This is a genomic window from Phormidesmis sp. 146-33 (assembly GCF_052939515.1).
This window is the reverse complement of sequence record NZ_JBJPHU010000151.1, coordinates 1-14,266: the sequence shown is the minus strand read 5'-3', so window position 1 is coordinate 14,266 and position 14,266 is coordinate 1. Positions and strand designations below refer to the sequence as shown.

At 48.5% G+C, this 14,266-nt stretch carries 13 protein-coding genes; 4 read left to right on the top strand and 9 right to left on the bottom strand.

Features of this window, described 5'->3' with window-relative positions; genetic code table 11:
* Positions 1-13: 13 nt before the first annotated feature.
* From ACJ2PR_RS32170 to psaK, 5 genes are all read right to left on the bottom strand, one after another.
* Positions 14-2,815, bottom strand: a complete 2,802-nt coding sequence (locus ACJ2PR_RS32170; RefSeq protein ID WP_446880059.1) for a methyl-accepting chemotaxis protein — start codon at positions 2,813-2,815, stop codon at positions 14-16.
* 152 nt (positions 2,816-2,967) lie between these two features.
* Entirely contained in the window at positions 2,968-3,465 is a 498-nt protein-coding gene (locus tag ACJ2PR_RS32165) for a chemotaxis protein CheW (protein ID WP_446865960.1), read from the bottom strand.
* Positions 3,466-3,469: 4 nt separating this feature from the next.
* Positions 3,470-3,832, bottom strand: a complete 363-nt coding sequence (locus tag ACJ2PR_RS32160; RefSeq protein ID WP_446865961.1) for a response regulator transcription factor — start codon at positions 3,830-3,832, stop codon at positions 3,470-3,472.
* A 116-nt stretch (positions 3,833-3,948) separates the two neighbouring features.
* On the bottom strand, positions 3,949-4,968 hold the full coding sequence (locus tag ACJ2PR_RS32155) for a response regulator (protein WP_446880058.1): 1,020 nt from the start codon (positions 4,966-4,968) through the stop codon (positions 3,949-3,951).
* A 1,553-nt stretch (positions 4,969-6,521) separates the two neighbouring features.
* Positions 6,522-6,782 (bottom strand): photosystem I reaction center subunit PsaK, encoded by a 261-nt coding sequence (gene psaK, locus ACJ2PR_RS32150; protein ID WP_446865963.1) that lies wholly within the window; start codon positions 6,780-6,782, stop codon positions 6,522-6,524.
* 449 nt (positions 6,783-7,231) lie between these two features.
* Here psaK and ACJ2PR_RS32145 point away from each other — a divergent pair, with 449 nt between their 5' ends.
* Both ACJ2PR_RS32145 and ACJ2PR_RS32140 read left to right on the top strand, forming a co-directional pair.
* Positions 7,232-7,714 (top strand): DUF4365 domain-containing protein, encoded by a 483-nt coding sequence (locus ACJ2PR_RS32145; RefSeq protein WP_446880060.1) that lies wholly within the window; start codon positions 7,232-7,234, stop codon positions 7,712-7,714.
* Complete coding sequence (locus tag ACJ2PR_RS32140) at positions 7,707-7,958, top strand: type II toxin-antitoxin system HicA family toxin (RefSeq protein ID WP_446880057.1); 252 nt, start codon at positions 7,707-7,709, stop codon at positions 7,956-7,958. Before ACJ2PR_RS32145 ends, ACJ2PR_RS32140 begins: the two co-directional genes overlap by 8 nt.
* A gap of 21 nt (positions 7,959-7,979) precedes the next feature.
* On the opposite strand, the gene coaBC is transcribed toward ACJ2PR_RS32140, so the two are convergent.
* From coaBC to ACJ2PR_RS32125, 3 genes are all read right to left on the bottom strand, one after another.
* Positions 7,980-9,194 carry a bifunctional phosphopantothenoylcysteine decarboxylase/phosphopantothenate--cysteine ligase CoaBC gene (gene coaBC / locus ACJ2PR_RS32135; protein ID WP_446880055.1) on the bottom strand — a complete coding sequence of 405 codons (1,215 nt, stop codon included), beginning with the start codon at positions 9,192-9,194 and terminating at the stop codon, positions 7,980-7,982.
* 53 nt (positions 9,195-9,247) lie between these two features.
* The gene (gene isiD / locus ACJ2PR_RS32130) at positions 9,248-9,460 is read right to left on the bottom strand and encodes a protein IsiD (protein WP_446857344.1); all 213 of its coding nucleotides are present in this window, start codon (positions 9,458-9,460) and stop codon (positions 9,248-9,250) included.
* Between the two features lie 134 nt (positions 9,461-9,594).
* Positions 9,595-10,227 (bottom strand): alpha/beta hydrolase, encoded by a 633-nt coding sequence (locus ACJ2PR_RS32125; RefSeq protein WP_446880053.1) that lies wholly within the window; start codon positions 10,225-10,227, stop codon positions 9,595-9,597.
* A 261-nt stretch (positions 10,228-10,488) separates the two neighbouring features.
* Here ACJ2PR_RS32125 and purH point away from each other — a divergent pair, with 261 nt between their 5' ends.
* Both purH and ACJ2PR_RS32115 read left to right on the top strand, forming a co-directional pair.
* Positions 10,489-12,063, top strand: a complete 1,575-nt coding sequence (gene purH, locus ACJ2PR_RS32120) for a bifunctional phosphoribosylaminoimidazolecarboxamide formyltransferase/IMP cyclohydrolase (RefSeq protein ID WP_446880052.1) — start codon at positions 10,489-10,491, stop codon at positions 12,061-12,063.
* A 51-nt stretch (positions 12,064-12,114) separates the two neighbouring features.
* On the top strand, positions 12,115-12,585 hold the full coding sequence (locus ACJ2PR_RS32115; RefSeq protein WP_446865967.1) for a DUF4079 domain-containing protein: 471 nt from the start codon (positions 12,115-12,117) through the stop codon (positions 12,583-12,585).
* A 273-nt stretch (positions 12,586-12,858) separates the two neighbouring features.
* Here the strand turns inward: ACJ2PR_RS32115 and ACJ2PR_RS32110 are convergent, their stop codons facing one another.
* On the bottom strand, positions 12,859-13,791 hold the full coding sequence (locus tag ACJ2PR_RS32110) for a manganese catalase family protein (RefSeq protein ID WP_446880050.1): 933 nt from the start codon (positions 13,789-13,791) through the stop codon (positions 12,859-12,861).
* Between the last annotated feature and the right edge of the window lie 475 nt (positions 13,792-14,266).

The window sequence follows — 14,266 nt, the reverse complement described above, 5'->3', positions numbered from 1 at the left end:
CCTCCTTCATCCCTCATCCCTCAACTTTGAAGGCTCCGACCGACGCTTGCAGGTCTCTGGCGACTTCTACGGTTTGGCGGAGAGACTGGGAGACTTGGAGAGACGAATCAGAGGTGCGACCTGCCACTTGTACAATGTCTTGCATCAAATTGGTGACAGCTTGTGAGGTTTCGACTTGAGACACGGTGGCATCTGAAATCGATCGCACAATCTGATCAATCTGGCGTGAAACCGTGAGAATCTGCTCTAGACTTTGTTTGGCGTTTTCGACGAGGCGCGTTCCTTTGACGACCTGGGTGGTGCCTTCTTCCATCGCATCGACCACCTCGCTGGTTTCGCGCTGAATGGTGGCGACGATTTGTTCGATTTCTCGTGTAGCGGCCGCCGATCGAGCCGCCAGTTCCCCCACTTCTTCGGCAACGACCGCAAATCCTTGACTTTCTTCTCCTGCGCGGGCTGCCTCGATCCCGGCATTGATAGCGAGGAGATTGGTTTGCAGGGCGATTTGATTGATCAGCGAGACGACCTTAGAAATCTGCTGAGATGACTCTCCCAGACGTTTGACTTTTTTGGCGGTTTCTCCGATCGTTTCTCGCAAACCCAGAATGTTCTGCACTGTCAGATCCATTGCTGTGCCGCCTTCTTCGGCTGTTTGGGACGCAGTGCGCGTGACCTCGGCCGCTTGACGGGCGCTATCAGAAACTGACTGAATCGATCGCATCATTTCCTCCATTGAGGCCAACGTGCGAGTGGTTTCTTCGGCTTGTTGAAGCGCTTCTACCGCCAGATTGCGAACCGACTGTTCATCACTGCCCAGCGACGTGTTGACCTGAATGGCCGCCTGTTTGACCTGGGTGACGATTTGCCGCAGACTCTCAACGATCGAGTTAAAGAAGTCGGCTACCGTCCCAATGTCGCCCGCCGTCACATCTGCCCGCACGGTGAGATCGCCCATCACGGCACCTTCCACATCGCCCAACAAATTCAACAACTGGAGTTGCAGGTCTTCTTTTTGCTGTCGTCGCTCTTCTGAAAGCGCTTCGGCTTCGTGGCGCGCTTGCTGGGCTTGTTCTAATAAATAAGCTTGATCTAGTGCGAATCCGATCTGTGTACTCAGTTGTGCAAAAAATTCGATTTCTTCCGGTTCCCATTTCCGAGTACTAGAGCATTGATGAGCGCAGATTAATGCAATCAGAGATCCATTTCGCAAGATGGGGCCGACCATGTTGGCTTTGACTTCTAGACGGTCTAAGATCTCACAGTGACAGCGTGCTAGATCTCCATTGTGGACGTTTTCGGTAAACCAAATTCTGCCGCTGCGATAGCGATCGATATCCCCTGGTTTCAACGGATCTTCGATCGTCTTGCCCATCGCCCGAATCCAGCCCGACCCAACCGACTCGGCGGTAATGGTGCCACTGAGCCAGTCTTCATTAAATCGGTAAATCACTACGCGATCGACCTTGAGAAAACTGCGAATTTCATCGACTCCGGTTTGCAGAATGTCATCAAAGTTGAGAGATTTACGAATATTCACCACCATCTCACTGAGAATCTGCGATCGCTGGGCGCTCAGAGTCTGACGATAGAGCAGGTCTTGTAGCTGATCCGCCATCTGGTTGATATTGGTACTCAACCCCGCTAATTCGTCTTCTCCCTGCACTTCGACCCGCGTATTGAGCGCGCCCTGTCCCAATTGTTCGACGGCTTGCGTCGCTTCCAAAATCGGACGGGTGACTCTACGTGCGATCGCCGCCGCCAAGATGCCGACCCACAGCGCTGTGATAAATGTCCCGATCGCCAGCGTCGTCAACAGTCCTCTTTGAGCCGCAAACGCCACATCGGTATCCGCCGCTAAAATTACTTCCCAGTCAAGAGCGGGCAAGCCTTGTAGCGTGGTTCCCGGTGTGTAGCTGACGAGTTGTTGAGTGCGATCGAGTTGATTGGTCGAGACAAAGGTGCCTGCTTTCTTGTCGGCTTGCAGTTTGTCTAACCCCGGAAAATCTTGCTTTGCGTCTCGTCCGACTCCCTCCTTTTGGGACGCGATAAAAAACTTACCTGTCGAGTCGAGCAAAAAGTAGTCTCTCGCCGAAACCTGATAGTCGCGGATTACATCCTCAATCTTTTGCAGGGTGACCACCGTGCGAACAATGGCGATCGTTTTTCCGCTCACGCTATCCCGCACTGGAGCCGCAAAATAAAGAGCAGAATCATTGGCAGTCGAGGAAGAGACCACCCGTTCTACATAGGGATTATTGCTCCGCAACACCGATTGAAAATAATCCTGATCTTTCTGATTAGATAGCTTTGATCCGCGAGATTGCAACTGCACATTGCCGTCGAGATCCAACACTGCAATATTCTGGTAGCTGCCATAAACCTCTACAAACTGGTCAAGAACCGCTTGCTTTTCATCATTTGAGGTGTTTTCTTTGATTTTAGAGTTGCTCAAAATGGGCAGCCGCGACAACACTTGAATATCTCCATACCGCTCCAGCATAAAGCGATTGAGCTTGTCAGAAAGTCCCGCTGCCGCTGCTTGTTGAGTGGTAATAATTTCTTTTTTAACTGCCTGATCCGCAATGTAGTAAGCGATCGCGCCGATCCCCAATACCGGAAGCGTGCCAATGGCCAGCGCGATCGCCGTTGCTTTGGTTTTCAGGCTCATCCGCCGGAGTTGGCCTCTCAGAGTTTGAGCTTTTGAGACTTCTGGCACAGGAGAAAAGTGGGTCTCGATCGCCATCCTATCCGTCGGACTCAACGGCAAACGAGACGAGGAATTGGAATCTTTGGTTGCATTAATTTGATCGACCATAAGACATTCTCAAGCAAGTAAGGGGGTGAACACGGCATGATGCACGGCTTCCTGAGTGTGAGGTGTGAGGTGTGAGCGATAAACCAAAGGGTTCAGTTCTGTCTCTTGTCTTTTATCTCTTGTCTTTTGTCTGTCTTCCGGCTCTTATCGCCTCACTGCCCCTGAAAAATAGCGGACTGCAAGATCGACTCTGCATCTAATACCAGCAGGAGTTCTTGACCCTGTAAAACACAGCCGCGCAGGAAAGGAATTAGGCTGACTGCAATGTGTTCTGGAGGCGGTTGCACCGATTCGGGATTGACCCAAAGCAGACCATTGACTTGCTTAACCGCAACAGCGATCGACCCGGCACTCGACTTCAAAATCACCAGATCATACTGTTGAGGACTGCTATCTAGTGCGCCAACCTCTAGCAGATTTGCCAGGTCAGCCACCCACAGCACACGACTGCGACGATTGGTGAGACCAAGAATACAAGCAGGCATATTAGGCATCGGAGTCAATCGCTGCGGCGATAACACCAACACTTCCTGAACTTGCTTCATGCCAAACATGACCGGAATTCCCTGGCCAATTTCAAACTTGAGGTAGGCCTCTCCGATCGCTTTTTGAGGTCGATCTTGAAGTAGCGTCAACGCAGACGTTTGCATGGGGTTAGCCTCCAACCGATCGCACAGCACGAATCAATTCTTCTCGCGTAAAGGGCTTGGTGATGTAGACATCGGCTCCCTGTCGCATTCCCCAGAGTTTGTCGATTTCTTGACCTTTGGAGGTGCAAATAATAATCGGTACTTTCTCAGTTTCAGGATTTTTTCTGAGGCTCCGACATAGCTCATAGCCACTCATTCCGGGCATCACAACGTCGGTAACGATCACATCAGGCTTGAGCGCGATCGCTTTATCAAGGGCATCTTTCGCGGTTACGGCACCAATCACTGCATAGCCACTTTCTCGTAGATAGTGACTGAGCAATTCCATTTCCGAAGGGGTATCTTCTACGACAAGAATTGTCCGCATTAGTGTTAAGCTCATGTTTCTCTTTGCGCTTTTAGTCGCTAATCGATCGGGTTGTAGCTAGTATTCGTCGGTTGATCCGCTGTCTGGATCAGTTTACGTTTGTCTGGCTGACTCTGTTACGTCAAAAACTTAAACATCATCTTGAGCAATTCTGATTGGGTAAATGGTTTTGTGAGATAGCCCGAAGCCCCGACTAGCTTGGCTCTGGCGCGATCGATAAAGCCTGTATGTCCAGTCACCATGATGATCGGCGTGTTTTTAAAGCTGGGATGGCGACGCAGCAAAGAACATAGCTCGTATCCATCCAGGTTGGGCATTCCCACGTCAAGCAAAATCACATCTGGTTTATTGCGAACGACCTGCATCAGCGCTTTAACCGGATCATTGATCATCAGCACTGAGAAGTTCGCATCATCTAAAAAGGTGCTAATCGCCTGCAAAATGGTAGGACTGTCATCAATACAAGCCACCGTGTAGTACGTTTTAGCCACAGGCCCAGCCGCAGGAGTTGCCTTCATCCCATTCGTTACGGCATGGCTCAATTCGACGACCCGTTGAGACCCTTGATAAGTCGATGCTTCACGAGGCACTGAAGGAACGGTAGCGGGGCTGGTTTGTCGTTGGCGATGACACTGCTCGACAAGCGGGCGCAAATCAAGCTGGCAAATCTGGGGATAGTGGATAAAACTTTGCTTGTCGATCACTTCATACATTCCCTCAGTGATGCCGAGAAAGGGCGTAATCACGTCTTGAGCGATCGCCGCAATCAAGGTAGCAGCTTGAGTTGTATTGAGAAAGCGTTGCTCAACAAGCCAACAAATTGCTTGATAATCAGCGCTGGTAGACGGGTAGTTTCCTTCTGCATTTTCGTACAGCAGGCGAACCTGGCTCCGCACTGTGCCGATCGCCGGAATGGAAGCACTGAGTTGATGCAGGTGTCGATCGAGCCGCTCAAAAGGAGCCTGAGAACTGGTTGCAAAGGTCAACCTTCCTTGATCGAGATAGATCAACCAGGATGAAGACCCACTGACAACCTGTAAGCAACCATTTGCCTGGCGGTTGATTAATTGGGCTAACAAACTCAGGGGATGCAGACGTTGAAAGGGTTTGTGGCTAACCATAGAAATGGTGTTCATTGAGGAATCGTCTCTATTTAGTGTGGGTGATGACAAAAAGAATCAACTTTGGGCAACAGCGCACACACCGGGTTGATGCAAAACTGAACGTCAACGGAGTATCCGTAGAAACACTAGCTTTTTAGTAGCCTAACAGCAAGTAAAAAATAGAAAGCGTCTTGACAAGAACTTGATAGACACTTAACAAACTTATGAACAAGTCTTGTATTACTCAGAGGTTAATCAACTGACCACACAAGTTTATTCAACCTTAAAAGAATTTAAGGATCAGCGTGAAACAAATGAGTGACCTCTACTGATACAAGACTCAGGTGTTAAATCAGCACTTTTAGCAATACTGGTGTGAATGACAAAAGCAATGGGTTCGCACATTTGCGATCGCAGATTTTTTTGCAGCACAAGCGGAGGGTTACTGTCATCAAATGACCACGTTTTATTTGTTTAAATAATTTTGGCTAACCTCCCTAGATGAATGATTTGGGTTACGATCGACCCGGTTTTTTGTAGTTGACGCGGTTAGGTTAAAGATGTGCCAGCACCCCAATTAATCAAACTAAAGCCTTTATTCTCTAATCCTGACACTCTGGCTTTGTTCAACTCAGCAGTCCATAAAAGGCTGCAAAGTTAGTGACCAATTACTCAACTTTGAGCGTATGAGATGTCAGTAGAGTAGTTGATCAATAGAGTACTCGCTACACTCATAAATAACAAGCTCTCGAAAAAATAATAGCCAGCTAAATGTGACTTGGTATACCAAGCTTGAAGCAGTTATTAATAACTTTGTTCGCGAAGAATTGCTGTCTACTGCTCCAGATGTCACTCTGTAGTTGATATCCAGCAGCCTTGTAACATCAAATGATGGTTAATGAGACTCCTAAAGCTGCTCGATCGAGAAAGCTAATTTTCAAACTGAATGTATTAGTTAAAACATCAATTTCTGAATCTTACACGTAATTTACACAGGGCATAATGCAGCACAGCGGCTCATAGATATGGACTGTACTCCTCTAGAATGTGGATGATGACTAGTGATAAAATATACTTAATTTGAAAGAAAGCGGCGATCGTTATTTTCTCTCACAATCACGCCTAACAAATTCAATTCATCCCGCTTCAAAGCCCCAATCAACCTGTCAGCAAATTGGCTGAAAAAATTCATTCAAATGACTTATGAAGTTTGTCCACAAAAGTAGCGTTGGTCAAGCATATTTTCATAAGATCATGACAGCTTTGTTGGAGACCTGCTCAAAGACTTTGAACCTGTTTTAACGTGAATTCGATGAAATCCTTTGCTGTGGTGATCGCGCCAGGCAGCCCCCTAAATCCCCCAAGTTTGGGGGACTTTGAGCAAAAAATCCCTTCCGGAAGTCCCCCAGATTGGGGGGTTGGGGGGCGAAAGTGCTGAATCACGAAGCGAAAAAACTCTGTCGAATTCACGTTGTTTTACGTTTCGCACCTTTCGTCTTCCGTCTTCTGTCTCCAATGTTCAAAAAAAAGCCAGAGATCAAAATCCCTGACTCAAGTAAATCGATCAAACGGTGGGTTAAGTCGCTCTACAACACGCCCATGTTAGACAATCCCAAAATCACGCCTGCGCCCAACACATGACCAAAGCTGGTAGCCCCCAAGACCGCAGGCAACCCAAACCCACCAAACAGATTAGAGGAAGGCATGGCAGGCGGCGCACTGGGGTTCTTCATCGTGTATTTAGCAAAGGCGATCGCCAGAATATTACAGGCAATCATGACCAAAGCTACGTTAGGGTTCCATTCGAGCGTTCTGGGAGCGACGGTTAATAATAGTGAGGTCAACATTTAATTTCTCCTTACAGCTTTTTATCGCTTGTCTTCAGGTCAATGAATTTCTACCAAAAAACTGTAACCTACTGGGTCAAATTGCATTAATCATTCATTTTTCTACAATTTTCGACATAAAGACCGAGATCGTCCCGTCTGCCTGCCCCCTTGCGGATCACTCCTCACCCTGGGGAATCTAGAGGCAACCCGGATTTGCAAGAAGGCGTTGTAGAAATTAAACAGCCCCTTAACTCGATTTAGAAGTGGCAACCTGATTGAGTTGTATCTGAGTGATGCCGTTGCGGATCAAGAATAGAGCCGTTCGCTCCGACCTTTTGACTACGAAGAGATAGCTATCGCCCTAGTTGGGTATCTTACATTTATACATGGACTGCCCGTACCAATTCGGGATGCTTCACCCTTCACAACTCGCATCCCAATGACTAAGAAGCGCAGAACTAGGCAGCATAATTATTGCAAATCTGAGTGAGAACTATGTCGAACGATTTGTGTTGCTCTGCGGATATTCATGTGAGCGAATCACCTATGACTACGGCATCGACCTAATTATTTTCACTTATGACTCTAACGGTGAGATTGAAAACGGGCAGATCTTCGTTCAACTCAAAGCAACAGACACGCTAAAAGTTCTTGGTGATAAGACAACACTCCCTTTTACACTCAAGCGCTCAGATTTAGAATTATGGCTGAAAGAGCCAATGCCCTGGATTTTGATTGTGTATGACGCTCAAACAGACGTAGCCTACTGGCTGTACGTGCAAGCCTATTTTGAGCAGCTAACCATTTCTGATCTTCCTCAAACAGGGGAAACGGTCACTGTGTATTTGAGCAAACAGAATATATTAGATCAAGAAGCCATCAGGACGTTTGCTCGGTACAGAGACATCGTTCTACAACAGCTACAGGGAGTAATACACCACGATGTCTGAGGATGTAACTTTCGCAGATTTAGAAAAACTTCTGTTAAGACTGGGTTTTATTTGCCGTCAAACGGTTGGAACTCACCAGGTTTTTCAACACGCCGCATCAAGTACTCTGATCGTCCTCCCTGGATACAAACCGCAGGAACTTCTTCGACCTGTTCATCTGGTTTCCGTTCGGAAAATCCTCGCAGAGAACGGTCTGATTACATCGGCAGCGTTTGATGGATTTTTGGAAAAAGTCAATCAGTAAAAGCGGCTTCTAACGCACTTCTCAGGGCATCTCACCTACAAAATCTAGTAGCTGGTGCGCCATTTGCAGTTTGCTGCTGAGTGGAATTTTGACCAAACGACCAAAACGATCGATTAACACTGCCTGATTTGTCTCGCTACCAAAACCGCTCTTGGGCTGATCAATCGGATTGGCGGCGATCGCATCCAACTTTTTACGCTGCATTTTCTCTAGGGCGGGTTTGATGATGTCTCCCGTCTGAGCAGCAAATCCGATTAGTTTTTGGTGAGGCTGCTTGAGCTTGGACAAATCCGCCACAATGTCAGGCACATTCGCCAAAGGCAACTGATCGGGCAACTCGCGCTTAGGCAACTTTTCGGCACTAAATGTCGCAGGCTTGACATCCGCAACCGCCGCCGCCATGATCACCCAATCCGCATCGCTGACGCATTCCCCCATCGCCTGGTGCATCTCAGCCGCATTGATTACAGAAATTTTGCGGACATTTTGTAAATGAGCCAACAGAGGCCGATCGATTAGCCCATGTACCAACGTCACGATCGCTCCCCGATGCACCGCCGCCTGAGCCAAGGCTACTCCCATTTTCCCGGTCGAAGGGTTCCCAATAAAGCGGACGGGATCAAGGTATTCTCGTGTGCCTCCAGCGCTGATCAAAATCCGTTTGCCCGTTAGATCGCGCTTGCCGTGGGTGTAGAGTAGCGATCGGATCTGAGGTAACAATTCTTCAGGCTCGGCCATTCGGCCCGCTCCGACGCGATCGCAGGCCAGCATTCCCTCTCCCGGATTGGCCGCATGGTAGCGAGAATCAGACTGGAGCGATCGCCAATTGTGCTGTACAGACTGCTGTTGCCACATGTCTGTATTCATCGCGGGAGCCAACAAGACGGGACAAGTCGAAGCCAACACCGTATTGGTCAGCAAATTATCCGCCAGTCCGTAAGCAAGTTTGCCTAAAGTATTTGCGGTGAGTGGCGCAATCACAAAAACCTCTGCCCATTCACCCAACTCGATGTGTAGCGGACGAGTGTGAATTGGTTGCCAAAAAGCGCTGTCCGTATAGGCTGGATGACGACTAAGCGTTGATAACGTCAGAGGCGTAATGAACTGTTGAGCAGAATTCGTCAAAATGACTCGAACACTTGCCCCAGATTTTGCCAACGCCGAAATGACTGCACAAATCTTGTAAGCAGCAATGCCACCGCCAACCCCTACTAAAACTCGTCTGCCTTCAAGCATAAATAGTTAGCGAACAGGGAAAATCGAATCGTAAACTTTCCCTGGTTCCTAAATCAAGCTTCGTCAAAGGATTCTAGATCGAGCAGATGGAGATAAGGTTCGACGAGTTCGGGGCGCTGAAAGGCGATCGCTCTCAAGTAATGCCAATCTTTTAGCCCATCAAACACGTTTGCGTAATTGTCTTGTTCTAGCCGGGAAGCCAGATCCGCTACTTCTGCTTCGGTCAGCTTCGAGATATTCAGCTTCTCAAGATCTACAGTCGTCATGGCTTGCACCTCCATTAAATTTCTACCGCACGTTAACTGACTTTAACGCCGCAAGTAAAAGACCCCTGTCGAAAGTTTACTCCAGCTTGCGCGGCTCCTGCCAATCGTAAAGCTTTAATTAACGTGAAGTCGGACTAGTTCAACGTTTTCTGAATGAATTGCTGCATTTCGTTAAGGACTTGAGGAGAGATTTCGTGTCCCATATCAAACTCTTGATACTGAAGGGGTGCGCCCAAAGCAGTGAGACGATCGCGGGCAATCTGAGCGGCCTTAAGCGGAACGATCTCATCTTGTCGCCCATGCACGATCAATAGGGGAGGAATGGCCGTGTCTAACGGAGGAATCGCCCCATGCAGATAGCCACTCAGTACCATCAATCCCGCTAGTGGCAGCGACAGTCCGACATCCAACGTCATTGCGCCGCCTTGAGAAAATCCGCCCAAAATCGTCCGATTTAACGGAATGCCCGTCTCAGATTCTAATGATTTGAGCCAATCGGTGAGCAGTTGGCGACTGGTGAGTAAGTCTTGCTGCGTTGAAATGTCGGCTCGAAAGTTCAAATTGTTGGATAAGTCGTACCACATTTTTCCACCAATGCCATAGGGGTGAGGAAAGGGCGCATCCGGCACTCTAAACTCGCAGTTGGGCAATTCTAGCAACGAGCAAAGATAGGCGACATCTTGAGCATTTGCGCCCCAGCCGTGCAGAATGACGATCAATCCTTGAGATGCTGATTTAGAGGGGATGGCGATCGCGCTAAGAGACATGGCCTGACCTAAAATTCGTCGCTCTTATCATACGTGAGGGGTGAGGCGTGAGGCGTAAATTCAAAGTTCTCTTCCAGTTATCCTTTCTCAAGTTCCTCTATCCTAAATACAGCGATCTTATTTGAGTTGTGAGAATTTGCTGGTCAGTTATTAGTGGTGAGTTAGTGGCTAAGAACAAATCACTAAGAACCCGCTATTTCAAGATTGTCACAACTGATTTAAGACTGATCGAGATGCGAATATGACTGGGGATTTTGACTCATGGCACGTCTGGCGCTGCTTAGTGTATCGGATAAAACGGGACTGATCGATCTGGCTCGTAACCTGATTGAGGAATTGGGCTTTGATGTGATCAGTAGTGGGGGCACCGCCAAAGCGCTCAAAGACGCAGGGTTGCCTGTGACCAAGGTTTCTGACTACACCGGATCGCCAGAAATTTTGGGGGGACGAGTCAAAACGCTGCATCCTCGTATTCATGGCGGCATTCTGGCTCGGCGAAATCTGTCTGAAGATGTGGCTGACTTGGAGGCGCAAAACATCCGCCCGATCGACCTGGTGGTGGTCAATCTCTACCCGTTTGAGCAAACGATCGCGAATCCAGATGTCAGTTTGGTGGAGGCGATCGAGCAGATCGATATTGGCGGGCCGGCGATGTTGAGGGCGGCGGCTAAAAATTTCGCGCATCTGACGGTTCTCTGCAATCCTGCTCAGTATGAATCATATATTCAAGAACTGCGCCAAAGTGGAGAAGCGTCTTCTGCCTTTCGACAAGCCTGTGCGCTGAGAGCCTTTCAACATACGGCAGCGTACGATCGCGCCATCGCCAACTATCTCGAACTGCGCGCATCAGAACAAGACCAGCTTCCTAATTCCTGGACGCTCACGGGACAGAAACGACAAGAACTGCGCTACGGCGAAAATCCTCATCAGCCCGCTGCCTGGTATCAGACTGGAGACAGCGCGACCTCTTCGAGTTACCCGCAAGGGGTCGGATGGGCTGCCGCCACCAAGCTTCAGGGCAAAGAACTCAGCTACAACAACCTGGTTGACCTCGAAGCTGCCCGCCGAATCATTGCCGAATTTGCTCATCCTGAGAATGATCCGGCCGCTGCAATTCTTAAACATACTAATCCGTGTGGATCAGCGATGGGATCATCTTTGTTAGAAGCTTACGAAAAAGCCTTTAACGCGGATTCGATCTCAGCATTTGGGGGAATTGTCGCCTTGAATCGATCGATTGATGCCCCCACGGCCACTGCTCTCACCAAAACCTTTTTAGAATGCGTGGTGGCTCCGGGTTGTGATCTTGAAGCTCAGGCAATCTTGCAGGCAAAATCAAAGGTTCGGGTGCTAATTCTGCCCGATCTGGTGACTGGCCCCAAGCAGACTGTCAAAGCGATCGCCGGGGGCTTTTTAGTTCAGTCGGCAGATGATGTGATTGCTGACCCTGACCAGTGGCAAGTCGTCACCCAAAAGCAGCCCACGCCCGCCCAACTCGCCGAACTGCTGTTTGCCTGGAGAATTTGTAAACATGTCAAATCCAACGCGATCGTCGTCACTCAAAACCGCACCACGATCGGAGTAGGAGCCGGACAAATGAATCGAGTCGGATCGGCCCAAATTGCCCTAGAGCAAGCCGGAGAAAACGCAAAAGGGGCTGTTCTGGCCAGTGATGGATTTTTCCCGTTTGATGATTCTGTTAAGACGGCGGCGGCCGCAGGAATTGGAGCGATCGTGCAGCCAGGAGGCAGTCTCCGAGATCAAGAATCCATCATCGCTGCTGACGAACTTGGATTGGTCATGGTGTTTACCGGGATACGACATTTCTTGCACTAGAAAGCTATGCTAAGTTTTATGACAATCTTCGCTCATGTAACAGAGAACACTATGTCGATCGAGATCCCGGAGTCCGTTAAGGTTTACAGCCAGTTTTTTCACCCCGCCTTGATGTGGGGATTGCTGGCACTGTCAATTTATGCCCTTTATTTAGGCGTTCAGATTCGTCGCACCCGTGCCGCAGAAGGCGATGCCAAAAAAGAATTGATCAGAGGTAAGTTCAATATCAAACATTACCAAATGGGGTCAATTTTATTGGCGCTGATGGTGGTGGGGTCGATCGGCGGTATGGTTGTCACTTATATCAACAACGGCAAGCTTTTTGTCGGCTCTCATTTGCTGGCTGGCTTGGGGATGACGGGCATCATTGCGGTGTCTGCTTCCCTATCGCCGTTTATGCAAAAAGGACAAGACTGGGCACGATATACCCACATTGCGCTAAACGTTGGAATGTTGGGACTGTTTGGTTGGCAAGCGGTCACGGGTGTACAGATTGTGCAGCGTATCATCAGCAAAATGTAAGCCCATATGCGACTTGTTTAAGTCTTTTCTTAAGGGAGTTGGGGAGATCTTTCCGATAGGCAACCTCACAGTGAGATCCCCGTAGCTCCCTTAAAAGCCTGACTCAAAAATCTGAATTCAATGGAAGTTTTTGGCTTCGTTGCTTAAGTCCTCTGCTCCCCAATTCTAAGAAACTTTAAGATAAGTCTTGTGGCTCAAAGTCTCTTACTGTGGAAGATTTGGGCGGCATTCTTGAATCTGTAACCAGGGCAAATAGACTTGCCGAACCTTTAGTTAGAGTGGCTTTTGGTTAGAGAGAGAAGCTTGGGGTGAGGGAGTCTTGTAAGCCGTACGATCGCTTCTCGATTGACCGTTTCCGTTTGTCCCGTGTAGACGGGGGTCGGGTTGCGGCAGGTGTGGCGCGTCGCCCAACGGTTGAGGATCTTCGAGATATTTGAATTCTCCTTTGCCGTCCATTGAGGGCCCTTTAGCCCAACGACCTTCTGCACTCTCGGTGCCTTCTGATTGGTTCCAAAATTCGTAGGCGTGTTTTGACTTCTCCAAATCTTGGGGGAAAGAACTGGGCACGGGCGTATCATCCAGTCCGTCTGAAATGATCTCTTCGATCGCAGCTAACCATTGATTTTGGTGCATCGTGTCACGGGCAATCATAAAGCTGAGAGTGTCGCGCACACCTGCATCAGAAGTCATTTCATACATGCGAATGGCCTGCAAACGGCCTTGAGACTCTGCATGAAGATTAGAACGGAAGTCAGCTAACAAATTACCACTTGCGATAATAAATCGACCATTCCAGGGATACCCAACACTATCACTTGGGGTTGCACCCAGACCAGATACGATCGCGTGTTGCGGATTCATGCTGGCCATGATGGTATCGCGAGGGTTGTTTCCTCCCATTACAGAGGCGATGATCGGATCGTTGTTAACGGCATCTTCTTGAGCCTTGAGGGGGGCTTTGTCAAGCAGATGTGCAATCATTGCTGCTAACATTTCGACGTGACCGATTTCTTCGGTGCCAATGTCTAGCAACATATCACGGTATTTTGCAGGCCCCCGGCAGTTCCAGCCTTGAAACAGATACTGCATCATCACCGTCATTTCACCAAACGGGCCACCGATTAGCTCCTGAATTTTTTTGGCATAGACTGCATCAGGCTGATCCGGAGGCGTGAAATACTGCATTTGCTTTTTGTGAAAAAACATTCTGACTCTCCTGGTATTTTTGAGGATGGTTGAGGGTTGGAATTAACGAAGACTTTGCGATCGCTGGTTAGCTAATTGAATTGGATTTAGCTTTAATGCAGCACAGATGCTTCTGTTGTAACGTGGGAGAAATTGTGCATACTCCACCAAGGGGAGGAAGCTGAAATCCTCATATTTAGGGAGCGATCGTCTTCTCTGGGGGTAAGTTTTTTTAATTAGAATTCGCTAATAAATCACACGCAATTTTTTGTGAATGATCAAATTGATCCAGAGCATTGATCTAAGAACGAGATGAACAACTTTGCTGTAATTACAAACTCAGAAGCCTCTTATTTCTTCTGGAGCGAATATGAATTCAATAAAGGTTTTTACTTCGTTGCTTAAATTCACGTCAGTTCGATGAACGCTTCGCTTTGCTTTTGATCCAGGAACGCCCCCTAAATCCCCCACGAGTGAGGGACTTTGAACCAGAATT